The following is a 24,172-nucleotide window of genomic DNA, read 5'->3' on the forward strand; positions in this document are numbered from 1 at the left end:
TAATCCGAAACCATCTCGTTTATAATAAGGGAAAGAAAAAGCGTGCCCCGCACCCGGTGTGCTGCCGGGCAGGGAGAGGAAACATTTGTGCAGGAGGAAGAACGATGGCGAATTTCAATGTTTCGCTGAAGAAGCTGACGGAAAAGGTCAGTCTGGATGTGGTCTACACCCCGAAAGGGCTGGAAGAGATCAATGTCGAGATTGCGGAGGTCAACCGCCCGGGCCTGTTCCTTGCCGGATACTATGATTACTTTGATAAGCTCCGGCTGCAGATCCTGGGTCTGGCCGAGATGAACTTTCTTTCTGGTCTTTCTGCCGAGAAGCGGTACGAGCGGCTGGACCAGCTGTTCGGCCAGCAGCCTCCGGCTGTCATCGTCTGCCGCAGTGAGGAACTGGAACCATTTCCCGAGATGCTGGAACTGGCTCAGAAGCACGGGGTGGCCCTGCTCCGCTCCAACGAGATGACCTGCACCCTGATGGGCAGTCTGATCAGCGTGCTGAATCTGGAGCTGGCACCCCGCATCACACGCCACGGCGTGCTGGTGGAGGTGTATGGTGAAGGGATCCTGATCCTGGGCGACAGCGGCATCGGCAAGAGTGAGCTGGCCATTGAGCTGGTCAAGCGCGGCCACCGTCTGGTGGCGGATGACGCGGTGGAGCTGCGCAAGGTCTCCAACCGCCAGATCATGGGCACAGCTCCGGAGAACATCCGCCATTTTATCGAGCTGCGCGGCATCGGCATCGTCAATGTGGCCCGTGTGTTCGGCGTGGGTGCGGTCAAGGAGAGCGAGAGCCTGGATCTTGTGGTCCAGCTGGAAGCATGGGACCCCACCAAGAACTATCAGCGCACCGGACTGGAGAGCGAATATTACGAGATTTTGGGCGTGAACATCCCCAGCACCAGCATCCCGGTCTCCCCGGGACGCAACCTGGCCGTTGTGCTGGAAACCGCCGCCATCAACAACCGCCAGAAGCGGATGGGCTATAATGCCGCCAAGGAGCTGCTGATCCGTCTGGGTCTGGACGGCACCGTTGAATGAAGATTACAGATAAAGGAATCCTGTTTTATGGAACGATTGAAACAACAGCTGCAGGCGGAGGAGATCCGCTTTGCCGAGAACGAATCCCTTGCTGCCCACTGCACCTTTAAAATTGGCGGCCCGGCGGATGTTTTTGCCCGGCCGGAGACGGAGGAACAGCTCTGCCGCGTGATCGCACTGTGCAAAGCGTGCGACGTGAAATATTACCTGCTGGGCAACGGCAGTAACATCCTGTTTGAGGATGGGGGCTACCGGGGCGTGGTCGTGGATACCACGGCTCTGAAAATGGGAATCGGTTTTCTGGAAAACGTCAGCCATCCGGGTGCAGAGCCTGGGGCGGTCTACGATGCAGTCATCGCAGGTGCGGGCTTGAAGCTTTCTGCTCTGTGTAAGGCGGCGCTGGACAGCAGCCTGACTGGCCTGGAATTTGCTTATGGCATCCCCGGCACAGTGGGTGGTGCAGTTTATATGAATGCCGGTGCCTACGGCGGAGAGATGAAGGATGTGCTGGTCTCTGTGACGTATCTGACCAGAGAAGGTGAGATCGTGACAGAAGATGCCGCAAACCTCGACCTCTCCTACCGGCACAGCATCTTTGAGGAAAACGGCGGCTGCATCCTGAGCGCAAAGTTCCACCTGAAGCGTGGAGATTCGGCAGCCATCAAGGCCCGGATGGATGAGCTGATGCAGAAGCGCATCGATAAGCAGCCGCTGGATAAGCCCAGCGCCGGCAGCACCTTCAAGCGGCCGGTGGGAGCGTTTGCGGCTGCCCTCATCGACCAGTGCGGCCTGCGGGGCTATCGCCACGGCGGTGCTGCCGTCAGCGAGAAGCACTGCGGGTTTGTGGTGAATCTGGGCGGCGCGACCTGCGCTGATGTGCTGGCCCTGTGCGATGAGGTGCGGGCAGTCGTAAAGGAAAAGACCGGGTACGACCTGGAAAAGGAAATTCGAGTGGTCAAGGCATAAGAGGGAAAATGGTATGGATCTTCTGATCGTCAGCGGGCTTTCCGGTGCGGGAAAATCGGTTGCGATGAACGCACTGGAGGATATCGGCTTTTTTTGTATCGACAATGTTCCGGCAGAGCTTCTGCCCAGCATCACGGCGTTCTCCAAGGCAGGCGATAACCAGCTCAAGCGGGTAGCGCTCTCCATGGATGTGCGCGGCTGCCACACCAGCGAGCAGATCGAACAGGCGCTGCACCAGCTGGATGAGCAGGGCATCGAGTATGAGATCTTATTCATCGATGCCCCGGATGATGTACTGATGCGCCGTTACAGCGAGACCCGCCGCCGCCATCCCATCAGCATTGCCGAGGGCATTTCCACCCGGGAAGCGCTGGCAAAGGAACGGCAGATCCTGCAGCCCTTCCGGGAGCGGGCAGACTACACCATCAACACGGAGTTTCTCTCCACGGCCCAGAACAAGGAGCGCATTTGTAATTTGTTTGCGCCAGATGGCGGGGCAAAGGCAGCAATGCGGCTCACCGTGATGTCCTTCGGCTTCAAGTTCGGCATCCCAGAGGATGCGAACCTGGTGCTGGATGTCCGCTGCCTGCCCAACCCTTTCTATATCCCGGAGCTCAAGCATAAAACGGGGCTGGATGAGGAAGTGGTGGATTTTGTCATGGGTCACCCGGAGGCAAAGGAACTGCTGCGCAGGTACGAAAGCTTTCTGGAGTATGCGCTGCCCCTCTATGTCAAGGAGGGGAAAAGCCAGCTGACCATTGCAGTGGGCTGCACGGGCGGCAAGCACCGCTCGATCACCTTTGCGCGGAAAATCGCGGAATATTGCAAACAACTGGGCTATCAGACCGGCATTCAGCACCGTGATGCGGCGCGCTGACCCGGCAGAGCCCGTGAGAACAGAAATGAGAGCGACATGAGTTTTGCATCCCAGGCACGGGAAGAGATCGCACAGCGCAGTTTGCAGCTGCAAAAGGATTGCTGTGTGCGGGCGGCAGCCTATGGCATCGCCTGCTTTGCCAAATATTTTGATGCACGGGGCCTTGTGCTGCAGACTGAACAGGAGCTGACCGCCCGTGTGGCCGAACAGTTGTTTGCCCGCTGCGGCGTGCAGGGCGCGGTGCTGGAAAAGCCCCGCCCCAGCGGTGTGGTATATGAGTTCGGCATCCGGGAACCGGAGCAGGTGCGCCGGATGCACGAGCTGTTCGGCACCACGGGCAGCGAGACAAGCTTGCAGATCGACCCGGGGCTCATCCGGTGTCAGACCTGCGTGAGTGCCTATATCAGCACGGCGTTCCTGTGCGGCGGCACTGTGACGGACCCACAGAAGGAGTATAATCTGGAATTTCTGACCGGACGCACCAACCTTGCAAAGGATTTTGAGGCCCTGCTTGCTGAGCATGAATTTGCGCCCCACCGTACCCGCCGCAACGGCGTAAACCTGATTTACGTCAAAAGCAGCGCCAGCGTGGAGCGCATCCTTGCGTTTATGGGAGCGGCAGAAGCTTCGGCCCGGATGAATGCCCAGAAGGCAGTCAAGCAGCTGCGCAACCAGATCAACCGTCAGACCAATTGTGATACCGCAAATCTGGGCAAAACGGCCCGGGCCAATGCCCAGACCACCCGTGCAATCCGTTTTTTGCAGGAGCAGGGTGCGCTGGAAACACTGCCCGAGGTCTTGCAGCAGGCCGCGGCCATTCGAATGGAAAATCCGGACTTGTCCCTGACAGCTCTGTGTGCCTGCTTTGACCCGCCCGTGAGCAAATCGGGACTTTCGCACCGGATGAAGAAGCTGGAAGCGCTGGCAGAGGATCTGCGCAGAAGATTGGAAGAAAACGCGGAAAAGGAGGAAACGAAATGATCGAACCCAGTGAGGGCAATAAGCAGGGAAGAGACTTCGTCCACCTCCATATCCATACAGAATATAGCCTGCTGGACGGTGCCTGCCGCATCGACCAGCTGATGGATCGGGTGAAGGAGTGTGGCCAGACTGCCATTGCCTGCACCGACCACGGTGTGATGTACGGCTGTGTGCAGTTCTACAAGGCAGCCAAAAAGGCGGGCATCAAGCCCATCATCGGCTGTGAGGTCTATGTGGCCACCCGCACCCGCTTTGATAAGGTGAACAAGATCGATGGCAACAATCATCTGATCCTGTTGTGCAAGAACGAGACAGGCTATAAAAACCTTGCCAAGCTGGTTTCTGCCGCCTTTATCGAGGGCTTCTACTCCAAGCCGCGTGTGGATAAGCAGCTGCTGGAGCAATACCACGAAGGCCTCATCTGCCTCTCTGCCTGCCTGGCGGGTGAGATCCCGCAGGCGATCCTGTCCGGCGATTACGAGCGCGCTAAGGCTTCTGCCTTGTGGTATCGCGACCTCTTTGGTGAGGGCAATTACTACATTGAATTGCAGGATCACGGGCTGGAAGAGGATAACATTGTGCTGCCCCAGCTCATCAAGCTGGCACGGGAGACCGGCATCCCTATGGCAGCCACCAACGACTCCCACTACCTGCGCAAGGAGGATGCCAAGATGCAGGCGATCCTGCTCTGCATCCAGACCGGAAAAACCATGCAGGATGCCGACCGTATGGAGTTCCAGACCGACGAATTCTACGTTAAAACAACGGATGAGATGTACGATCTGTTTGCCATGGTGCCGGATGCCTGTGCCAACACACGGATCATTGCCGACCAGTGCAATTTTGATTTTGAGTTTGGTAACACCAAAATTCCGTATTATAAGGCCCCTGGCGGCATGGACAACCAGGCGTTCTTTGAAAAGCTCTGCTGGGAGGGTCTGGAGCGCCGCTACGGTTCCAATGTGCCGCAGGCCAACAAAGACCGCCTGAACTACGAGATCAGTGTCATCAAGACGATGGGCTATACCAACTATTACCTCATCGTCTGGGATTACGTCAACTATGCCAAGAGCCAGGGAATCCCGGTGGGCCCGGGCCGTGGCTCCGGTGCGGGCAGTATCGCAGCATACAGCGTGGGCATCACTGACATTGACCCCATCCGCTATAACCTGATCTTTGAGCGCTTTCTGAACCCGGAACGTGTCAGTATGCCCGATTTCGACGTAGACTTCTGCTACGAGCGCCGCCAGGAAGTGATCGACTACGTCAACCGCAAGTATGGCGCTGACCATGTAGCCCAGATCGTTACCTTTGGCACCATGGCTGCCCGCAATGCGATCCGCGATGTGGGCCGTGTGATGGGAATGCCGTATCAGGAAGTGGATGTAGTAGCAAAGCAGGTCCCGGCGGAGCTCAAAATGACCATCAAACATGCGTTGGAGGTCTCACCGGAGCTCAGGCGGATGTATGAAACGGACCCGAAGGTGACGGAACTGCTCGACACTGCCATGAAGGTGGAGGGAATGCCCCGCCACGCTTCTACCCATGCAGCCGGTGTTGTGATTACCCCGGAACCAACGGATTACTATCTGCCCCTTGCCACAAACGATGGCCTGCCCGTGACCCAGTTCAACATGACGGAGATCGAGGAGCTGGGCCTGCTGAAGATGGACTTCCTCGGTCTGCGCACCCTGACGGTCATCCGGGATGCGGAGCTGGCCATTCAGAAAAAAGAACCGGATTTCTCCATCGCCAAGCTGGATTATGACGATCCCGAAACCTACAAAATGCTCTCCCGGGGTGAGACCGAAGGCGTGTTCCAGCTTGAATCCTCGGGTATGAAGCAGGTGCTGGTGGGCCTGCAGCCGCAGAATTTGGAAGATGTCATCGCTCTGATCAGCCTGTACCGCCCCGGCCCGATGGATTCCATCCCGACCTACCTGCGCAACCGCCATGAACCGGACAAAATCAGCTATAAGACCCCGCAGCTGGCCCACATTCTGGATGTGACCAATGGCTGCATCGTCTATCAGGAACAGGTCATGCAGATCTTCCGGGAGCTGGCGGGCTTTTCGTTCGGGCAGGCAGATAATGTCCGCCGTGCCATGAGCAAGAAAAAGCACGCTGTGATGGAGGCGGAGCGGGAACATTTTGTCCATGGCTGCACAGACCCCGGCAACGAGTGCCCGGGCTGTGTGGCAAACGGCATCTCGGAAAAGGTTGCAAACGAAATTTACGATGAGATGTCCAGCTTTGCATCCTACGCCTTCAACAAGAGTCATGCCGCCTGTTATGCCTATGTGGCATTCCAGACAGCCTACCTCAAGTGCCATTACCCCAGCGAGTTTATGGCTGCTCTGCTGACCAGTGTTCTGGACAACACCGGCAAGGTCATCGAGTATTCCGGCGAGTGCGCCCGGCTGGGAATCAAGGTCCTGCCGCCGGATATCAATATCTCGGGCAGCGGCTTTACTGCAGAGGACAGTGGCCGGATCCGTTTTGGTCTGAATGCCGTAAAAAATGTCGGCACCCGGCTGATCGAGCGCTCCGTAGAGGAGCGTCAGGAAAAGCCTTATACCAGCCTGTATGATTTCTGCAAACGGATGCATGGCACCGAGCTGAACCGCCGCACTGTGGAAAGCCTCATCAAGGCCGGTGCCTTTGATAATCTCGGCTCCAACCGCCGCAGTCTGGTCGAAGCAACTGAGGGCGTGCTCAAGAGCATCGAGAGTGACAGCCGGAAGAATCTGGATGGTCAGATCGACCTCTTCTCGATGATGAGCGGCACGGACGATACGTCTGCCACCGACAGCTATGAGATCAAGCCCTGCCCTGAGTATACCCACGCCGAGCTGCTCCAACAGGAGAAAGAGGTCAGCGGCCTGTACCTTTCCGGTCATCCGCTGGATGCTTACCGGGAGCAGTCGGCTCAGTTTGCCACCCACACCATCAAAGCTCTGACCGGTGAGGATGCCAATGTGCCGGACAATAGCCATGTCCGCATCGTCTGCACCATCGTCAAGAGCAAAATGGTGACAACAAAGACCAACAGCATGATGGCCTATACCAGCGTAGAGGATCTGACCGGCACCATGGAGGTCATCGTGTTCCCGCGCACACTGGAAACATTCCGGGACGTGCTGCACGATAACGCGGTCGTGGTCATTGAGGGCCGCCTGTCTATCCGAGAGGATGAACCTGCCCGCCTGGTCGCCGAGAGTATTTCGCCCATTGAGGGCTATAATCCCGTCAGGCCGCAGGCCAACCGCCCTAATCAGATGCGGGATGCAGCCCGTCGGCTCTACGTCCGGCTGCCCTCCCGCACCAGCCCGGAGTACGCCAAGGTGGTCAATCTGCTGGAGATTTTTGACGGTGATATGCCGGTGATCTTCTATTTGGAGGACACAAAACAGAAGCTGGCGGCTCCCCGCAGGCTGTATACGTCAGGGCATCCGCTGTTCTTTGAGGAACTGCAGCGCATCGTGGGCGAAAGGAATGTTGCAACAAAATGACATGCGCAGGAACGATTCAAACCAGGTGCACGTGTGCCAAAAACAACACCAAGACGTACGCCTGTGAATTTTAATAAACTTTTAACGAAGTGCCAAAAAGGTATTGGATTCAAGCGGGAACTGTGTTATAATGTCTAAAGGCAAGTTTTGATCTGAGCAAGGCGATGGAGCCGGTGCCCAAAGAGAGAGGGTAAGTGCTCCATAGGTAAATGACGAAACAATTGGAGGGAATCTTTCCATGGAAAAGCAAATCAAAACGATTGGTGTGCTGACCAGCGGCGGCGACGCTCCCGGCATGAATGCTGCAGTTCGCGCCGTTGTCCGTGCAGGCCTGCATAAGGGCTTCCGTATGATCGGCATTCAGCGCGGCTACAATGGCCTGCTGGATGGCGAGTGCTTTGAAATGAACCTGCGCAGCGTTTCCAATATCATCTCTGCCGGTGGCACCATCCTGTATACGGCCCGCTGCTTGGAGTTCAAGACCAAGGAGGGTCAGGACAAGGGCGCTGCAAAGTGCCGTGAGCTGGGCATTGACGCACTGGTGGTCATCGGCGGCGACGGCTCCTACCGTGGCGCCCGTGAGCTGGCACACCGCGGCATTCCGATGATCGGTCTGCCCGGCACCATCGATAATGATATCGCCTGCACCGATTACACCATCGGCTACGATACTGCAATGAACACCGCCCTGGAAATGATCGACAAGCTGCGCGATACCACCCAGAGCCATGACCGCTGCAGCGTGGTCGAGGTCATGGGCCGCAATGCGGGTTACATCGCTCTGAACGTCGCCATTGCCTCCGGTGCCATGGCTGTGCTGCTGCCGGAGAAGGAATTCGATATGCAGCACGATATTCTGGATAAGATTACCGAGACGCAGCGCACCGGTAAGCGCCACTTCATTGTCATCGTTGCCGAGGGCATTGGCCACTCTCAGGAGATTGCCAACGAGATCCAGGCCCGTACCGGCATCGATACCCGCGCCACCATTCTGGGCCATGTCCAGCGCGGTGGCTCTCCCACTCTGCGTGACCGCGTGAATGCTTCCGCAATGGGCTATCACGCTGTCTGCCTGCTGGAGCAGGGTAAGTACAACCGCATCGTTGGTATGAAGGGTGAGCACCTTGTGGATTACCCCGTGGATGAGGCGCTTGAGATGACTAAGACGCTTGACCCCGTGCTTATTGACGTGTGCAACACCATTTCTATTTGAGAATAACAGACGTATCTACGTTTTATAATGCGTAAAATCAGCCCCCGGAGAGCCGTGAAACGTTCTCCGGGGGCTTTTGTGTCCCGCTTTAAAGCACTTTGGCACCGTTTGCGGTCAATTGAAGGTTGCGCCCAGCATATCCGCTGCCCCGCGGCACATCAGCATCCGCTGCAATCTAATTGCTGTAAAATCTATGTGCAAAAGTGGCTTCGCATTTTCATTTCTCTTTCCAGTAAATCGAATTCGTGCTACAATAGAATCGGACAAATCAAAGAGGGAGAATCTAACATGAAAATACAATCTGTTGCCATTTTGGGCGCTGGAGCGGTGGGCTCTTACATCATCTGGGGGCTTTCTAAAAAGGATAATATCCGTCTGGGTGTGATAGCGGAAGGCGACCGTGCCCGGCGGCTAAAAGAAAGCGGCTGCGCCATCAATGGAGCAGTTTACCGCCCGGAGGTCTGGACCCCGCAGGAAGCGCAGGGTGTAGACCTGTTGGTCGTTGCACTGAAATATGGCTCACTGCCCGGAGCTCTGGAAAGCATCAAGACCGCTGTCGGCAGCAATACCGTTGTGATGAGTCTGATGAACGGTGTGGACAGCGAAGAGCTGATCGCCGCACAGGTAGGTGCAGAGCATCTGCTGTATTCCTTCATTAAGGTTACATCTCACAAGGAAGCGGATGGTTACCATTTTGACCCGGATGCAACACTTGGCGTGATCTATGGCGAGCGATTTGCACCGTTTGAGAGTGAACGTGTCGAGGCAGTGCGGGAACTGTTCACGGATTCCTGGGTCAACTTCCGGGTCACGGAGCACATTCAGGAAGAGATGTGGAGCAAGTTCCGGCTGAACGTCTGCAACAATCTGCCGCAGGCGATTCTGGGAGCCGGTGTGGGCTGCTACCGTGACAGCGTCCACATGAAAGCCATCAGCGATGGCCTGCGCCGGGAACTGGAAGCCATTGCAACTGCACGGGGCATTGATCTGCGCATTGCAGATGCCGTCAGCCACGGATGCGCTGTTCCTGCCACGGCCCGTTATTCCACTCTGCAGGATCTGGATGCCGGACGGCATACAGAGATCGATATGTTCTCGGGAGCACTGATGCGGATGGGAAAGGAGCTTGGTATCCCCACGCCGTATAACGAGTACACCTACCACATGATCAAGGCCATGGAAGAGAAAAATGATGGCCTGTTCGATTATGATGGCACGGAGGAACCCACCTGGGCAAAATAAAGTGACTGTCTTGTTAGGATTCGACACGTTCACTCCCGAGCCACCGGCAGCACTTTTTGCTGTATTTTGTTTTTGAAATATGGTATAATTACAGTATTGGTATTGGGAAAAGGAGAGTAAACGAACGTGGAACTGGAACAGGCACGCAAACGCGCGGAAGAGCTGCGCGTGATCATTGAAAGGAACAACCGTTTATACTATGATCAGGATGCCCCGGAGCTGGAGGATTTTGAATATGACGCTTTGACCCGGGAACTGAAAGCACTGGAGGCAGAATTCCCGCAGCTGGTCACTGCGAATTCTCCGACCCAGAAAGTGGGCGGCACACCCAGCGGGCGCTTTGCCAAGGTGACGCATGCTGTAAAGATGGAAAGCCTGCTGGATGCGTTTTCCTACGACGAACTGCGTGATTTTGACCGCCGGGTACGGGAAGCCGGAATCGAGCCGGAATATGTCGTCGAGATCAAGATCGACGGCCTTTCCTGCAGCCTGGAATATGAAAACGGTGTGCTAGTGCGTGCTTCCACCCGCGGTGACGGCGTGGTGGGTGAAGATGTGACAGCCAATGTCAAGGCCATCAAGCGTATTCCAAAGACTTTGAAAAATGCCCCGGAATATCTGGAAGTGCGCGGCGAGGTCTACATGCCGCACGATGCCTTCCAGCACCTTTGTGCGGAACAGGAATTACAGGGTGCGGCACCGTTCAAAAATCCGCGCAATGCTGCCGCAGGGTCTCTGCGTCAGAAGGATTCTAAGATTACCGGCAGCCGGGGGTTGTCCATCTTCGTATTCAACGTCCAGCAGGTGCGGGGCAGGGAACTGACCAGCCATGCCGAAAGCCTCGATTACCTCAAGAGTCTGGGCCTGCCAGTCTCTCCGCGTTATCATATCGTGCACGATATCGAGGATGCCATTGCAGAGATCGAGCAGATCGGCCAGAACCGTGCCGCACTGGATTTTGATATGGACGGTGCCGTGATCAAGGTGAACAACTTTGCACAGCGGGAACTGCTGGGCTCCACCAACAAATTCCCGCGCTGGGCCATTGCGTTCAAGTATCCGCCCGAGGTCAAGGAGACCACATTGCGCAGTATTGAAGTCGGCGTGGGACGCACCGGCGTTCTGACTCCCACTGCCTGCTTTGACCCGGTGTTTCTGGCAGGTACCACGGTTTCCCGTGCCACCCTTCACAATGAAGATTTTATCCGTCAACTGGGTCTGTGTATCGGAGATACCATTCAGGTGCGCAAGGCGGGTGATATCATTCCGGAGGTCATCGGTGTGACCCGCCACGAACCGGACGCTCAGCCTTACCAGATGCCGGAATTTTGCCCTTCCTGCGGTGCCCCGGCAGTGCACCTGGAAGATGAAGCCGCATTGCGCTGTGTCAACCCGGAATGCCCTGCACAGGCACTCCGCAATATCATCCACTTTGCATCCCGGGATGCCATGGACATCGACGGTCTGGGCACCATGGTCGCCACGCAGCTGGTGGATAAAGGGCTGGTACACTCTGCGGCAGATCTCTATGACTTGACAATAGAGCAGCTGCTCACACTGGAAAAGTTCAAGGAAAAGAGCGCAAACAATCTTCTGCAGGCGATCGAAGCTTCCAAGCAGAACAATCTGGATAAGCTGGTGTTTGCGTTTGGAATTCGCAACATCGGCGATAAAGCCGCCGCATTGCTGGCAGAGCATTTTTGCTCTCTGCAGGCCATCCGGGAAGCAACCGAGGAGCAGATCGGCGAGATTGATGGCTTTGGCGGCGTGATGGCCCAGAGCGTGACTGAATTCTTTGCCAAGGATGGCACTACCGATCTGGTGCACCGCCTGGCCGATGCCGGTGTGAACATGCAGTGGAAGGGAGAGCCCAAGGGCGATAAGCTCGCCGGGAAAACGTTGGTCGTGACCGGAACACTGGAAACACTCTCCCGCAGCGAAGCCGAGGCACTTATCGTAAAGAATGGCGGAAAAGCAAGCGGTTCTGTTTCCAAAAAAACAGCGTATGTGGTGGCTGGTGCCGCTGCAGGTTCCAAGCTGACCAAGGCACAGGCACTGGGTGTGCCTGTGCTGACCGAAGCAGAGTTCCTTGCTATGATCGCAGAGGATAAGTCCCAGCAATAATCAGAAAACCTGTTCTATAAAGCCCGTACAGTTTGGATGCTGTGCGGGCTTTTCTGTGTCCTGTGGGTTCTAACCTCCGGGCCGGTGCATAAACTGATGGCAAAGGACACGGAAGGAGAACAGAAGATGGACGAGTATTATCAGGTGGTGCAGGCTTTGCCCCAATGGCTGGCAAGGCCGCTGGGGCAGCTCCCATCAGAAGACGCAGAGACTGTACATGAGCTGCGGCTCCGGCTGGGCTGTGCTCCACAGTTTACGGTGCAGGGGTGCAGCTGCACACCGACACAGCTGGCACCTGAACTGAACGCACTGCAAACGATGCAGCTGACCCCGTTGCAGATGGAAGAGATCCTGTTCACCCTCTGCGGCGGTTCAGTCCATACCCATCAGACAGAGATCGCACAGGGCTATGTCACACTGGAAAATGGATGTCGGGCAGGGCTTGGCGGGCGTTTTTTGCAAAACCCGGAACAGGGCACGGTTCTGCAGGAGCTCACCTCTGTCAACCTGCGCATTGCCCGGGAAAAGACCGTTCCGCTTCCACAGGAACTGACCGCAGCATTGCGGGGGCATTTCATCGGGATGCTTCTTGTTGGAGAGCCGGGCAGCGGCAAGACCACACTGCTGCGCAGTATTGCCCGGGAGCTCGTCCGGCAGCAGAAGATCCTTTCGGTCATTGATGAACGGCGGGAGCTCTTTGCCGGGAATGCGCCCGGCGAGGCGCTGGATGTTCTTGCCGGGCTCCCCAAGGGACAAGCAGTGCAGATGGTATTGCGCAGCCTTTCGCCACAGGTGATCCTGCTGGATGAGCTGGGAGGTCTGGATGAGGTCACAGCGCTGGAGCAGGGCCTGTTCAGCGGGGTGGATTTTATCGCCACCCTTCATGCTGCCACACCTGAAGAGGCGACCATGCGCCCACAGGTGAAATATCTGATGGAGCGCGGCGCGGTGCGGGTGCTCGTCTGGCTGACCGGCAGACAAGCACCCGGCTGCATCGGGGAGGTGCGGTTTCTATGAGCCCTCTGCGCTGGTTGAGTGTCTGCTGTTTTGTCGTCTGCGGCTGGTGCGCAGGCGACAGCTTTCATCAGCAGGCGCAGGCGCATCTGGAAGCCCTGCACAAAACGCTGGATCTGCTGGAAACGCTGCATCAGGAAATCAGCTTCCGCCGCAGTGACCTGAATCTTCTCTGCCGGAAGCTGATACAGGATGGGCAGCTTCCACCAGAAACGGTTTCGTTACAAACGCTGGAGCCCTTTCCCTCCCTGACCTTAGAAGAACGCACCCGCTTCTCAGAATGTTTTTCAGGCCTGGGACGGTTGGAAGCGGAGCAGGAGTGCAGACGGCTTGAATTGTATCAGGCACAGTTTCAGGCAGCCTTGCAGGAAGGTGAAGCTGCGGCCCGAACGCAGTCGATGCTTTCGCACAAGCTGGGCCTGGCCGCCGGGCTTGCAGCTGCCATTCTGCTGGGATGAATCAGCTCAAAAGGAGAGGACGCGGATGGAGATTGACCTTATCTTCAAAATTGCGGCCATTGGCATCATTGTTGCCGTGCTGAACCAACTGCTGATCCGCTCCGGGCGGGAGGATCAGGCAATGATGACGACATTGGCAGGTCTGGTGGTCGTGCTGTCCATCCTGGTCAAACAGATCAGTGTGCTGTTCGTTACCATCAAGTCGCTGTTTGCACTATGAGTGCAACCGTGGCTGTGTTCGGCATTGCGCTGCTCGCGGCACTGCTCTATGCGGTTCTGGAAAAGCAGGCCCCCGCCTATGCACTCCTGCTCTCCCTTGGGGCAGCGCTGGTGCTGCTGGTGCGGGCCGGGACAAGCATCCGGACAGTACTTTCCGGCATAGCACGCCTGGCTGGACAAGCTGACAGCGGGGCTTTTTCCTGCCTTGTACGGAGTGCGGCTATCGTTCTGCTGACAGATTATACCCGCACCCTGTGTGAGGAAGCCGGGGCAGAATCTTTAGGGTGGTGTGTTGGGCTGGCAGGTCGGTGTCTTGTACTGGCGGCGGCGTGGCCCTTGCTGGAAGAGATCCTGCAGACGATTGGGAGCATTGCAAGATGAAGAACTGGAAGTGGTGGGCTTTTCTGCTGGTGGGGACGAGCTTCTGCCTGTGCGCCCCGACAGCTTTTGCGGCAGAGAGTGCCGGTTTGCACACACAGCTGCCGGGAGCAGAGCTCTGGCAGCCTTATCTCGACCAAAGTCCTGTGGATGCTTTGCAGGTAGCAGAAGACCCGTGGAGCGTTCTGCAAAGTTTTTGCACTTCGTCGCTGTTCCAGACACTGCGGGAAAGCATCCGCGGTTATGCCGCACTGCTGTTGTTTCTGCTCCTGTCTGCCATAGTCAGTCTGTTTCTTGGGGAGGAAGGTGATCACAGCTGGTGTGACCTTGTCTGCGCCGGTGGGTGCGGGATCCTTCTGTGGGAGCCATTGCTTGAAATTGCCCGGCAGCTGTGTGCGCAGATTGAAAGCTGGAACCGCTTTCTCTCCGGTTTTCTTCCTGTCTATGCCGGTGTTCTGATCATGGGCGGTGAGACAAGTGCCGGGGCCGCCGCAAGCGGCTTTTTTCTGACATTGCTTTGTCTGCTGGCACAGGCCCTGACGGCCTTTGTACCGCCCATTCTGGAATGCTACCTTGCATTGAGCATGGCTTGCTGTATCACGGAACAGAGCTGCCTGGGGAACCTGTGCAAAGCGGCAGGGACACTGCTGCAAAAGGGACTTTCCCTTACTGGAAAGCTGCTGGCTGCACTGCTGGGATTCCAGCGCATCTCTGCCGCACAGCTCGACCGAACGGCGCTTCGCACAGGACAGTTTCTCACCGGCACCATTCCCATTGTGGGGCAGAGTTTGAGCGATGCTTCCGAGGCTGTTCTGGCAGGCATCCAATTGCTCAAAAGCGGCCTTGGAATGGCCGCTATCCTGATTTTATTGGCTGAGTTTCTGCCACTGTATCTCGGGATGCTTGCACATCTGGGATGTATCGTTCTCTGCGGGACGCTGTGCAGCCTGACCGGAAACAACCGTGGACAGGCACTGCTTACCTGTTTTGCTTCCGCTGTCCGGTGTATGATGGCCTGTATCGCACTCTTTTTCGGGCTGGCCGTAACAGGAACTGCACTTCTTTTTATGCTGGGAGGCGTTTGATGCAGACATTGAAAAGCGCAGCCGTGGTCTTTTGCACTGCCTGTATCTGCGCAGAGCTGCTGGCCCGGCTCACAGGAAACAGCTGGGCCCGACGGTGCATAAAAGCCGTGGCTGGACTATATATTTTAGTGGTGCTTTTACAGGTCATCCCTCAGCTCCGGACAGAAGTTCAGTCCTTTTCTGTGCCGGATCTTTCGCCCATATCCATGGGCACGCTGGAAGATGCCATTCGGGCTGAACTGGATGCCCGCAGCAGCGGACAGGAAGCAAAGGAGGGGGACCTTTCCGGATGAAGAGCAGGGAACAGAGCCTCTTTGCCGGTTTGCTCCAGAAGCAAAGCCGCACCCAGCTTGCAATCATTCTGGGCGCGGCGGCAATGCTGCTGATCTTATTCTCAGAATTATTCTCGACCCCCGCAAAAACCGCAGCAAATGCAGGCAGTTCTGCTGCTGTTTCAGAAACTGCCTACCGGGAGCAATTGGAAACACAGCTGACAGAGCTGATCGAACAGCTCGATGGGGCAGGAAAGACCGTTGTGATGGTGACACTGGAAAGTGGGGAAGAAACGATCTATGCTGTGGATACGCAGTCCGGCCAGATGCAGAACCAGGAGACCCATGTTCTGCTGGAGGATGGCTCCGCCCTGGAAGAGACGACCTATCTGCCTGCCGTCTGCGGTGTGGCTGTTGTCTGTGATGGTGGGGGAGATGTCCGGGTCGCCGCTCGTATCACAGAGCTTGTCCGGGCAGTGCTGGATCTTTCGGCCAATCGAATTTGTGTAGAACAGCGCAAAGGATAACGCACCATGTAATATAAGGAGGAAACAGCTATGAGAGCCATCTCGAAGAATACCCGCAAGGCAACAGCCATTACTCTGGCAGCGGCACTGGTCATTGCCGTTTACCTGAACTGGCAGTATGCCCGCACCGGTGTGACGCTGGAAGAGGATGCAGTCAACGTTTCTGCCGTCAGTCAGGAGACCGTTCCCGTTACGGATGAACTGATGACCGAAGCCGAGGCGGTTTCCAGTGCCAACAAGAATTATGGCGAAGCTCAGCTTGTGAGCGTTGCAAACAACAGCGGCTCCAAGTTCTTTGAGGAAGCACGGCTCAAACGGACCAAGGCCCACGATGAAGCCATGGACAGCATTCAGAGAGCGCTGAAATCCGCTTCTCTCTCCACGGAAGAAAAGAAGGAGTACACCAGCCAGCTGACCGGAAACCTTGCGGATCTCAACGCGGAGAACGAGATCGAGACACTGGTCAAGGCCAAGGGGTTTGCGGATTGTCTCTGCTTTCTGCAGTCAGGTCGGGCCGATCTGACTGTTATGACCTCGGGCGATGCCTTAACGGCCGCACAGGTAGCGCAGATCCGTGACATTGTGTTGAGCAAAAGCAGTGTGACAGCCCAAAATATCACCGTTGTTGAGGTAAAGTAAGGGAGCAGTTGCGGCAGACAACAGAATGTGGTAAACTAAAACAGAACAATGAAATTGAGCGCCGCTTTTCCAGCGGCGTTTTTGCAGGGAGTGCACCATGAAGGAACCAAAGCTCAAAACTGTTTACGTCTGCTCCAACTGCGGCGAAACCAGCCCGCGCTGGATGGGCCGCTGCCCCAGCTGCGGAAGCTGGAATACCATGAATGAGGATGTTGTTGCGGAAGCGCCCAAGGCAGGGCTTTCCGGCAGCAAAGCGGCAGTACCTGCCCGGCAGGAGGGTGTCACCTCGCTGACGGCCCGGCGGTTGGCCGATATCAGCACTACGGAAGAGAAAAGCCGCATCCTGACCGGCATTTCGGAACTCGACCGGGTACTGGGCGGCGGCATCGTGCTGGGCGGCGTGGTTCTGCTCAGCGGCGAACCGGGTGTTGGCAAATCTACGATGCTTTTGCAGCTCTGCGGTGCTATCTCCAACCAGCATTCTGTTCTGTATATCACGGGTGAGGAATCTGTCCGTCAGGTCAAACTACGTGCTGCGCGGTTGAAAGTGCCGCAGGAGAACATCTATCTTGCTGCGGAGAACGATGTGGACGAGATCTGCGGCCTGATCGAAAAGGAAAAGCCGGAGCTTGTAGTCATCGACTCTATCCAGACGATGCGCTGTATGGATCTTTCTTCCTCGGCCGGTACGGTCAGTCAGGTCAAGGAGAGCGCCGCCCGTCTGCTGGCGGTAGCCAAAAAGCAGGAGATCCCCATGTTCATTGTGGGCCATGTCAACAAAGACGGAGCCATTGCAGGCCCCAAGGTCATGGAGCACATCGTGGATACTGTGCTCTACTTTGAGGGCGACAAGATGCTGCCTTATCGCATTCTGCGGGCCGCCAAGAACCGCTATGGCTCCACCAATGAACTGGGCATGTTTGATATGACAGGGCAGGGGCTGGAGGAGATCGAAAATCCCTCCCAGATGCTTTTGGAAGGCCGTCCGCTGGGGGTTTCCGGTAACTGCGTCGCCTGTACGATGGAGGGCAGCCGCCCCATTCTAAGCGAGATCCAGGCCCTTGCCACCAAAACGAATTTCCCGGCACCGCGCCGTGCCTGCAGCGGCTATGATTATAACCGCATGAATCTGCTCATTGCCGTTCTGGAAAAGCGGGCAGGGTATTTCTTTGGCAATCTGGATGTCTATATCAACATAGTGGGCGGCATTGCCCTGCGGGATACTGCCTGCGATCTGGCGGTCTGCCTGTGTATGGTGTCGTCTCTGCTGGACTGCCCCGTGAGCGATAAGCTCATTGCCATTGGAGAAGTGGGTCTGGGCGGTGAGGTGCGCAGTGTGCCTAACCTTGAACAACGCCTGCGGGAAGCCGAGCGCATCGGCTTTGAGCGGGCTGTGGTGCCAAAACATAGCCTTGCCCACCTGAACCCGGCAGATTATCCGGGCATGAAGCTGATAGGTGCGGCTTATATCTCGGATGCGATCCATGCGTTGAAATCAGACCGGTTGTAACGAATTTACGGAGAAACTATGTCAATCTATCTTGATGAAAAAAATCCGGGCAAGCATCCGCCGTTTGATGATGCTTCGCCGGATATTGTGGAATATGTGCGGTACCTGGAGGTGATCGCGGGCAAAAGCGCCAACACGGCCTTCAGTTATTACTGCGATCTGCGCGGTTTTTCCCGTTTTATGAAACGCCGCCGCGGGCTGGTTCCGGCAGATACGGAGATCAAGGATATTGACCCCAAGGGTCTGGATACAGCCTTCTGGGGCAGTGTGAGTAAAGAGGACATCTATGAATATCTCTATTTCCTAAACCGCGAATGTGGCAACAAGAAATCCTCGACCGCCCGGCGGCTGGCCAGCCTGCACGGCTTTTATGATTACTTGGTCAATCAGGTCAATAAGCTGACAGAGAACCCGACTGCCTCCATCAAGCCGCCCAAGCAGGATAAAGTCCTGCCCAAATATCTGACAGCGGAACAGTCCATGGATCTGCTGGAGAGCACGCAATATCAGAGCGATTTTCCGGAGCGGGATTACTGCATGGTGGTTCTGTTCCTGAACTGCGGAATGCGGCTTTCTGAGTTGGTGGGCATGGATCTGGGCGATATCGACCTAGAACAACGGCAGATCAGGCTCTTTGGCAAGGGTCACAAGGAACGGATGGTCTATCTGAATGAGGCCTGCGTCGAAGCCCTGCAGCTCTACCTGGCCAAACGCAACACGATGGAGGGCCTGAATCCAAAGGAAAAGGCTGTGTTTGTGACGCGCCGCCGGAAGGAGCGCATTTCCAACCGCAGGGTGGAGCAGCTCGTCACCGGTGCCATGAAAGCGGCCGGGCTCAAGGGCTTTTCCACCCATAAGCTGCGTCACACTGCGGCAACGCTGATGTATCAGACCGGCAATGTGGATATTTTGACCCTCAAGCAGCTGCTGGGTCACAGCAGTGTGGGTACAACGCAAATTTATACGCATCTGCAAGAATTTCAGGTGCGTGCTGCCATTGAGCAGAACCCGCTGGGCACGGTCACACCCGAAAAAGCACGCTTGGATACAACAAAACGGGCAGCAGGGGAGAACAGAGGGGAAAATAACGCCGATTCGATGGATGTTGAAGAAGCTGCCAGCCCGATGGAAGCTTTTGAGGGTGCTGCCAATGATGGCATCCGGGTGGATATCTCTTCTATGACCGGGGATAAGGAAACTGTATGAACTATATCAACTTCTCTAAGAGCTATCATGTGCGGATGTTGACAGAACGCGATATTCCGCTGGTTTTAGCTCTTTGTGAGAAAAACACACAGTTTTATGAACATTGTCCGCCATTTGTAACTGCGGAAAGCATTCGGGATGATATGTGTGCCTTGCCGCAGCGCAAAATGGACGAACCTCAGGATAAGTATTATCTCGGATTTTTTGATGGTGCCGAGCAGCTTGTGGCTGTGATGGACTTTATTGACCATTATCCAACGGAACGAAGCTGCTTCATCGGATTCTTTATGATGGAGCGTTCTGTACAGGGACATGGCATTGGGAGCAGGATCATCACAGAGCTGTGTACGTATCTGCACAGTCTGGGCTACGAGTATATCCGGTTGGGTTACGTGGATGGCAACAAGCAAAGTGAATCGTTCTGGAAAAAGAATCAGTTCACAGATACTGGATTGAGAAATCACTCGCAGGACTATACGGTCGTTGTAATGAACCGGATGCTGTAACAGATCAATAACAGGAAAAACGTGTGTAAAAAACGCAAAATACACAGTTATTGTAAAACAGGCCGCCAGAGCTCAAATCGAGCCGAGGCGGCCTTAAAAACGCCCAAAACCAGAAAAGAGGGTTTTTCCACTCCCCTGTGTTTCGCATAACCCGCATTATACGAAAATATAATAATCAAAAAATCAGACCCTCCTCTCTCTTCCCGCTGCGGGTTCTGAGATCTCAGAGGGTCTGACCGATCAACTGTTGATATAGAAAATATGTACCTATCACTCTTCCGGCAATGGTGTGGTTTCAAAGTATGCGCAGATTGCTTCATAGTATGCACGCGCAGTCCGCTTGCATCCATCCTCACTGCCGAACCGGGCTACGTCCGTATCGCTGGTCACAAAACACTGCTCCGCCAGCACTGCTGGACAATTTACATCTTCCAGAATCGTAAAGCTGCGCTCTACACGCACTTCCTTGTGGCTGCTCTCCACCAGCTGTTTTACTTCCCCTTGGTAATAAATGTATCGGATTCCCCCGCGTCCCCGCAAGCTGGCCCCTGCCGCCTGCATAGCCCCGGAAAGCTGCTTTGCAAAATAATAGCTCTCCTGATGGTATGCTCGTCCCGGAACAGCCGGATAACATTCAAACCCGGCTGCGCTGGAGCCTTCGGGTGCTGAATTGCCGTGGACAGACAACAACAGATCCGGATTCTGTGCATTGGCGGCAGCGGCGCGTTCAGCAGGTTTTGCGGTGCTGTCGTAACTTTCCCGGGTGGTCAGCGGGATATAATTGGGGTCACGCTCCAGCCAGGCGCTCAAAGCCTCCGCTGTGGCAGCGGTCATCTCACTTTCCTGCACCACTCCCCTTGCCCCCGGATCTGAGCCGCCATGTCCTGCATCGATCACAATACGGTACGGCGGCTCACCGATGGTCGGACGAAAATCATCATCGTCCACGGTCGGTGTTGGCTGTCCAATGGAGAAAGCCGCCTGCCACAGATACAGCCCAAAACTGACACCAATAAAACAGAGAACCAGAACCACTGCTCTGCCAAAGGAAAAACTATTGCCCTTTTTCTTTCTTTTGCGCTGTACCGAATGTTTTGCCATGATGACTTCCCTGCCGTTTTATAAGAAACGCCCGCCCAAAGAATGATCTTCCGGACGGGCGCTGCCGGGAAACTCCCGGTATGTTTTTACTTCAATTCAACCACGGTCACACCGCTCTCGCCCTCACCATAACGGCCCAGCCGAAAGCTTTTTACCATCCGGTTTCCGCGCAGATGTTTGTGGATCGCAGTGCGCAGAGCTCCGGTGCCGTTGCCATGAATCAGGTACACCACTGTCTGCCCGTTCAGAATGGCGCGATCGATATAAGCATCCACCTCAGGCAGAGCTTCATCCACAGTCAGGCCCAGCAGATTCAGCTCCATTTTGGCCGAACGCTGCACACGCTCTACCCTGCCGTTGGGCCGGTTTGCATCGCCCGTCAGGCGGGAATAGCGCTGCTGTGCCTTGGTTTTGGGCTGAGGCTCTTTGATGAGCTTATCCGGCTGCTTCAGGCCCTTGAGCGGGACCTTGGTCTTGATGATGCCGGCACGCACCAGAACATCGCCGTTTTTATCCGGCAGTGCCAGCACGGTGGCCAGCTGGTTGAGCTCTGCAATGCAGACCTCCTGCCCTACCTTGACTTCTTTCAGCGGGACAAACTCCTTGACAGGGTTATGCACCACCTCGGTACCGATAAAGAGCTTTTCAGACTCTTTCTTTGCGATCTCGCGGGCACGTTGGGCTTTCTGCTGGGTGCTCAGGCGCTCGTCCTTCTGCAGCTGGCGCAGCTCATCGGTCAGTGCATACGCCTTGCTTTCCACCTGCTGTGCCAGCGCACGGGCCTTGGCACGGGCAGCTTCCAACTCGTTTTCGCCCTGCTGGATCAATTCATCCCGCTTTTTCTGAGCGGCCTCCAGCTGATGAGAAGCCTCGTTCTTCAGCTCCTCCACCTCGTCCTGGCTTTCTTTCAGCTGCAGCTTCAGGTCGTCCAGCTGGCCCAAAACTGCATCCAGGCGCTTATCCTCGGCAGACAGATGCTGTTGGGCTGCCTCAATGACACGCTCCGGGATGCCCAGCTTCTCGCTGATGAGGAAGGCGTTGGACTTGCCGGGCACACCTACGCTCAGCTTGTAAGTCGGGCGCAGTGTCTCCAGATCAAACTCACAGCTGGCATTGACTACACCCTTGGTTTCCAGCGCAAACACCTTCAGTTCGGCGTAGTGAGTGGTTGCCATCAGCAGCACACCGCGGCGGCGCAGTTCCTCGATGATGGCCACGGCCAGCGCTGCACCTTCGGCAGGGTCAGTACCCGCGCCAAGCTCATCCAATAACACCAGCGTGTGCGGCATGGCAAGTTCCAGAATACCGGTGATCTTTTTCATGTGGCCGGAGAAAGTGGAAAGGCTCTGTTCGATGCTCTGCTCATCACCGATGTCCACAAGAAATTCATCGAACACGCAGATCTCACTGCGTTCATCGGCAGGGATCAGAAAGCCGCACTGTGCCATTGCACACAGCAGACCCGCCGTTTTCAGGGTAACAGTTTTACCACCGGTGTTCGGGCCGGTGATGATGAGCGAATCGTACTCTTTACCCAACGCAATGTCCACAGGTACACACTTTTTGGGGTCAATGAGCGGATGACGCGCCCGAATGAGCGAAAAGGAGCTGTCGGTGCGGACAGAGGGCTTGAATGCCTTCATATCCAGAGCCAGACGAGCCTTTGCCAACAGCACATCAATTTCCAGCATTGCCTTGTAGCTGTACTGGAACTGAGGCTCAATGGCGGCTACCTGTGCCGTAAATGCCACCAGAATGCGTTCGATCTCCTGCGCCTCCTGTGCACGGTACTGCAGAATGCGTGCATTTGCTTCCACAACCGCCTGCGGCTCCACAAAGACAGTAGCGCCGGTGGACGAGACATCATGGATGATGCCGCTCACCTCACCGCGATACTCGCTCTTAACGGGCACAACATACCGCCCATTGCGAATGGAGACCACACTCTCCTGCAAATACTTGGAGGTATCCATATTGCGGACCATGCTTTCCAGCCGGTCGCGGATGCTGTTCTCCGTAGCGCGGATCTTTTTGCGCAGTTCGTTCAGGGTGTGGGAAGCCGTGTCTGCCATGGCATCCGGAGCCAGAATGGCGCTGGAGATCTGCTGCTCCAGCCCGGGCTGAGGTGCCAGCGCGTAGAACAGATCATCTGTAGGCAGAGCATCATGTTCCGAGGAGCCATACCAGCTGGTCAGGTTCTGAAAGTTGCGCAGAGCGCCGGCCACCATCAGCAGTTCCCCCATGGAGAGCACACCGCCCTTGACCGCACGGGCTGCCAGAGAGCTGACACCCTCTACCCCGCCAAAGCGCGGAGACCCGTTTTTGATGAGCAGACTGTTGATGGCATCGGTCTGTTCCAGCGCGTAACGCACCTCATCAGGGTCGCACTGAGGCTCCAGAGCCAGCAGCTGCTCTCTAGCTTCCTTGCACACGCAGCCCTCGGATGCACGCGCAATGATCTTATCAAGCTCTAAAGTTTTCAAATAGCTTGTTTCCATGTTTGTTCCCTATATCAAAATTGTTTATCCCGGTCAAGGCAGAACGGATTGTAAAAAGTCGTAACTTTTCAGCGGTTTGTCCAGGTGGGTCAAAGCGTAGCGCTCTGCCACCGCAGACAGCTTTGCCAGACTGCCGACCGAGATTTTGAATGCAAATATTTTCTTATCTTCTACAAGGCAGATATGACGCAGGGCATACAAGGCACCCATGTCCAGATTGCAGGTTTTGCCCGCCTTTTTCGCACAGTCCTCACAGAGCAGAATGCCCTCCTGCGGGTCAAGATAAAACGCGGGGCCATCGTATTTTTCACAGATCTTGCAGCAGACCAGCTGCGGCAGAAAGCCGCACTCGCTCATGGTGCGCAACTCAAACACAGCCTTGACCACATGCAGGTCGGTTTTACCCTCGCTGATCATATACAGGCAGTTCAGCAGCAGGCGCAGTTCCTTGGCAGCTTCCTCCCCCGTAGGAGAAAGTGCCGCCGCCATCTCGGCAAGATACATGGCAAGGCTCATCCCCTCGATGGTGGAGGAAATGCCGTGAAATACGTTGCGCACTTCCGCTTCTCGGATGGTGTACATATTCCGGCCTGGCAGCAGCACAAATTCAGAGTAGCAAAAAAGCCCGCAGGCGCTGAATAATTTGTTCTTCAGCCGCAGGCTGCTCTGTGCTGAGGCCGAAATGACCCCCAGCTCCGGTGTAAGAATGGTCAGAATCCGGTCAGATTCCTTGTACCGGGTCTCTTTTAACACAAGCCCAGGTGTTACGATCGTGTCCATCTGCATATTCTCCCTGCCCGAGCA

Annotated in this window: 22 protein-coding genes; 19 read left to right on the forward strand and 3 right to left on the reverse strand. The window is 55.8% G+C overall.

Features of this window, described 5'->3' with window-relative positions:
• Positions 1-104 precede the first annotated feature (104 nt).
• The 19 genes from hprK (at position 105) to J3351_RS00355 (ending at position 19,769) form a co-directional block, all read left to right on the forward strand.
• Positions 105-1,040, forward strand: a complete 936-nt coding sequence (gene hprK / locus J3351_RS00265; RefSeq protein ID WP_005934318.1) for an HPr(Ser) kinase/phosphatase — start codon at positions 105-107, stop codon at positions 1,038-1,040.
• Positions 1,041-1,067: 27 nt separating this feature from the next.
• Complete coding sequence (gene murB / locus J3351_RS00270; protein WP_005934317.1) at positions 1,068-2,006, forward strand: UDP-N-acetylmuramate dehydrogenase; 939 nt, start codon at positions 1,068-1,070, stop codon at positions 2,004-2,006.
• A gap of 13 nt (positions 2,007-2,019) precedes the next feature.
• Positions 2,020-2,883 carry an RNase adapter RapZ gene (rapZ, locus tag J3351_RS00275; RefSeq protein WP_097771954.1) on the forward strand — a complete coding sequence of 288 codons (864 nt, stop codon included), beginning with the start codon at positions 2,020-2,022 and terminating at the stop codon, positions 2,881-2,883.
• 36 nt (positions 2,884-2,919) lie between these two features.
• Complete coding sequence (gene whiA, locus J3351_RS00280; RefSeq protein ID WP_154276113.1) at positions 2,920-3,864, forward strand: DNA-binding protein WhiA; 945 nt, start codon at positions 2,920-2,922, stop codon at positions 3,862-3,864.
• Positions 3,861-7,376 (forward strand): DNA polymerase III subunit alpha, encoded by a 3,516-nt coding sequence (locus J3351_RS00285; RefSeq protein WP_207696847.1) that lies wholly within the window; start codon positions 3,861-3,863, stop codon positions 7,374-7,376. Before whiA ends, J3351_RS00285 begins: the two co-directional genes overlap by 4 nt.
• A gap of 238 nt (positions 7,377-7,614) precedes the next feature.
• A complete protein-coding gene (gene pfkA, locus J3351_RS00290; RefSeq protein ID WP_097771144.1) occupies positions 7,615-8,589 on the forward strand; it encodes a 6-phosphofructokinase in 975 nt (324 codons plus the stop codon).
• Positions 8,590-8,877: 288 nt separating this feature from the next.
• The gene (locus tag J3351_RS00295) at positions 8,878-9,831 is read left to right on the forward strand and encodes a ketopantoate reductase family protein (RefSeq protein WP_207696848.1); all 954 of its coding nucleotides are present in this window, start codon (positions 8,878-8,880) and stop codon (positions 9,829-9,831) included.
• A gap of 126 nt (positions 9,832-9,957) precedes the next feature.
• Positions 9,958-11,955 carry an NAD-dependent DNA ligase LigA gene (ligA, locus tag J3351_RS00300; protein ID WP_207683864.1) on the forward strand — a complete coding sequence of 666 codons (1,998 nt, stop codon included), beginning with the start codon at positions 9,958-9,960 and terminating at the stop codon, positions 11,953-11,955.
• Positions 11,956-12,051: 96 nt separating this feature from the next.
• Positions 12,052-12,972: an ATPase, T2SS/T4P/T4SS family gene (locus tag J3351_RS00305; protein WP_242699244.1), complete on the forward strand. Its 921-nt coding sequence runs from the start codon at positions 12,052-12,054 to the stop codon at positions 12,970-12,972.
• Positions 12,969-13,427, forward strand: a complete 459-nt coding sequence (locus J3351_RS00310; RefSeq protein WP_097771140.1) for a hypothetical protein — start codon at positions 12,969-12,971, stop codon at positions 13,425-13,427. Before J3351_RS00305 ends, J3351_RS00310 begins: the two co-directional genes overlap by 4 nt.
• A gap of 25 nt (positions 13,428-13,452) precedes the next feature.
• Positions 13,453-13,647 carry a stage III sporulation protein AC gene (gene spoIIIAC, locus J3351_RS00315; protein ID WP_005934292.1) on the forward strand — a complete coding sequence of 65 codons (195 nt, stop codon included), beginning with the start codon at positions 13,453-13,455 and terminating at the stop codon, positions 13,645-13,647.
• The gene (locus J3351_RS00320) at positions 13,644-14,027 is read left to right on the forward strand and encodes a SpoIIIAC/SpoIIIAD family protein (protein ID WP_156073836.1); all 384 of its coding nucleotides are present in this window, start codon (positions 13,644-13,646) and stop codon (positions 14,025-14,027) included. Before spoIIIAC ends, J3351_RS00320 begins: the two co-directional genes overlap by 4 nt.
• Entirely contained in the window at positions 14,024-15,109 is a 1,086-nt protein-coding gene (locus J3351_RS00325; RefSeq protein ID WP_207683861.1) for a stage III sporulation protein AE, read from the forward strand. Before J3351_RS00320 ends, J3351_RS00325 begins: the two co-directional genes overlap by 4 nt.
• Positions 15,109-15,402, forward strand: a complete 294-nt coding sequence (locus J3351_RS00330; protein WP_207696849.1) for a hypothetical protein — start codon at positions 15,109-15,111, stop codon at positions 15,400-15,402. Before J3351_RS00325 ends, J3351_RS00330 begins: the two co-directional genes overlap by 1 nt.
• Positions 15,399-15,908: a stage III sporulation protein AG gene (locus tag J3351_RS00335; protein ID WP_207696850.1), complete on the forward strand. Its 510-nt coding sequence runs from the start codon at positions 15,399-15,401 to the stop codon at positions 15,906-15,908. Before J3351_RS00330 ends, J3351_RS00335 begins: the two co-directional genes overlap by 4 nt.
• 30 nt (positions 15,909-15,938) lie before the next feature.
• Positions 15,939-16,547: a SpoIIIAH-like family protein gene (locus J3351_RS00340; protein ID WP_207696851.1), complete on the forward strand. Its 609-nt coding sequence runs from the start codon at positions 15,939-15,941 to the stop codon at positions 16,545-16,547.
• A gap of 163 nt (positions 16,548-16,710) precedes the next feature.
• Positions 16,711-18,057, forward strand: a complete 1,347-nt coding sequence (gene radA, locus J3351_RS00345) for a DNA repair protein RadA (protein WP_242699257.1) — start codon at positions 16,711-16,713, stop codon at positions 18,055-18,057.
• A gap of 18 nt (positions 18,058-18,075) precedes the next feature.
• Positions 18,076-19,263 (forward strand): tyrosine-type recombinase/integrase, encoded by a 1,188-nt coding sequence (locus J3351_RS00350; protein ID WP_207696853.1) that lies wholly within the window; start codon positions 18,076-18,078, stop codon positions 19,261-19,263.
• Positions 19,260-19,769, forward strand: a complete 510-nt coding sequence (locus J3351_RS00355) for an N-acetyltransferase (protein WP_207696854.1) — start codon at positions 19,260-19,262, stop codon at positions 19,767-19,769. Before J3351_RS00350 ends, J3351_RS00355 begins: the two co-directional genes overlap by 4 nt.
• A gap of 270 nt (positions 19,770-20,039) precedes the next feature.
• Here the strand turns inward: J3351_RS00355 and J3351_RS00360 are convergent, their stop codons facing one another.
• From J3351_RS00360 to recO, 3 genes are all read right to left on the reverse strand, one after another.
• Complete coding sequence (locus J3351_RS00360) at positions 20,040-20,870, reverse strand: N-acetylmuramoyl-L-alanine amidase (protein WP_207696855.1); 831 nt, start codon at positions 20,868-20,870, stop codon at positions 20,040-20,042.
• Positions 20,871-20,956: 86 nt separating this feature from the next.
• Positions 20,957-23,368 carry an endonuclease MutS2 gene (locus J3351_RS00365; RefSeq protein WP_207696856.1) on the reverse strand — a complete coding sequence of 804 codons (2,412 nt, stop codon included), beginning with the start codon at positions 23,366-23,368 and terminating at the stop codon, positions 20,957-20,959.
• A 33-nt stretch (positions 23,369-23,401) separates the two neighbouring features.
• The gene (gene recO / locus J3351_RS00370; RefSeq protein ID WP_207696857.1) at positions 23,402-24,148 is read right to left on the reverse strand and encodes a DNA repair protein RecO; all 747 of its coding nucleotides are present in this window, start codon (positions 24,146-24,148) and stop codon (positions 23,402-23,404) included.
• Between the last annotated feature and the right edge of the window lie 24 nt (positions 24,149-24,172).

This window comes from Faecalibacterium sp. Marseille-Q0746 (assembly GCF_017377595.1).
Lineage (GTDB): Bacteria > Bacillota > Clostridia > Oscillospirales > Ruminococcaceae > Faecalibacterium > Faecalibacterium duncaniae.

Excerpts from the sequence above, each read along its gene's own strand:
- radA (WP_242699257.1), top strand. The coding sequence starts at position 16,711 with ATGGGCCGCTGCCCCAGCTGCGGAAGCTGGAATACCATGAATGAGGAT.
- J3351_RS00310 (WP_097771140.1), top strand. The coding sequence starts at position 12,969 with ATGAGCCCTCTGCGCTGGTTGAGTGTCTGCTGTTTTGTCGTCTGCGGC.
- J3351_RS00360 (WP_207696855.1), bottom strand. The coding sequence starts at position 20,870 with ATGGCAAAACATTCGGTACAGCGCAAAAGAAAGAAAAAGGGCAATAGT.
- hprK (WP_005934318.1), top strand. The coding sequence starts at position 105 with ATGGCGAATTTCAATGTTTCGCTGAAGAAGCTGACGGAAAAGGTCAGT.
- J3351_RS00320 (WP_156073836.1), top strand. The coding sequence starts at position 13,644 with ATGAGTGCAACCGTGGCTGTGTTCGGCATTGCGCTGCTCGCGGCACTG.
- J3351_RS00355 (WP_207696854.1), top strand. The coding sequence starts at position 19,260 with ATGAACTATATCAACTTCTCTAAGAGCTATCATGTGCGGATGTTGACA.
- J3351_RS00285 (WP_207696847.1), top strand. The coding sequence starts at position 3,861 with ATGATCGAACCCAGTGAGGGCAATAAGCAGGGAAGAGACTTCGTCCAC.
- pfkA (WP_097771144.1), top strand. The coding sequence starts at position 7,615 with ATGGAAAAGCAAATCAAAACGATTGGTGTGCTGACCAGCGGCGGCGAC.
- J3351_RS00365 (WP_207696856.1), bottom strand. The coding sequence starts at position 23,368 with ATGGAAACAAGCTATTTGAAAACTTTAGAGCTTGATAAGATCATTGCG.
- J3351_RS00330 (WP_207696849.1), top strand. The coding sequence starts at position 15,109 with ATGCAGACATTGAAAAGCGCAGCCGTGGTCTTTTGCACTGCCTGTATC.
- rapZ (WP_097771954.1), top strand. The coding sequence starts at position 2,020 with ATGGATCTTCTGATCGTCAGCGGGCTTTCCGGTGCGGGAAAATCGGTT.
- J3351_RS00350 (WP_207696853.1), top strand. The coding sequence starts at position 18,076 with ATGTCAATCTATCTTGATGAAAAAAATCCGGGCAAGCATCCGCCGTTT.
- J3351_RS00325 (WP_207683861.1), top strand. The coding sequence starts at position 14,024 with ATGAAGAACTGGAAGTGGTGGGCTTTTCTGCTGGTGGGGACGAGCTTC.
- J3351_RS00340 (WP_207696851.1), top strand. The coding sequence starts at position 15,939 with ATGAGAGCCATCTCGAAGAATACCCGCAAGGCAACAGCCATTACTCTG.
- recO (WP_207696857.1), bottom strand. The coding sequence starts at position 24,148 with ATGGACACGATCGTAACACCTGGGCTTGTGTTAAAAGAGACCCGGTAC.
- J3351_RS00335 (WP_207696850.1), top strand. The coding sequence starts at position 15,399 with ATGAAGAGCAGGGAACAGAGCCTCTTTGCCGGTTTGCTCCAGAAGCAA.
- whiA (WP_154276113.1), top strand. The coding sequence starts at position 2,920 with ATGAGTTTTGCATCCCAGGCACGGGAAGAGATCGCACAGCGCAGTTTG.
- J3351_RS00295 (WP_207696848.1), top strand. The coding sequence starts at position 8,878 with ATGAAAATACAATCTGTTGCCATTTTGGGCGCTGGAGCGGTGGGCTCT.
- spoIIIAC (WP_005934292.1), top strand. The coding sequence starts at position 13,453 with ATGGAGATTGACCTTATCTTCAAAATTGCGGCCATTGGCATCATTGTT.
- murB (WP_005934317.1), top strand. The coding sequence starts at position 1,068 with ATGGAACGATTGAAACAACAGCTGCAGGCGGAGGAGATCCGCTTTGCC.
- J3351_RS00305 (WP_242699244.1), top strand. The coding sequence starts at position 12,052 with ATGGCAAAGGACACGGAAGGAGAACAGAAGATGGACGAGTATTATCAG.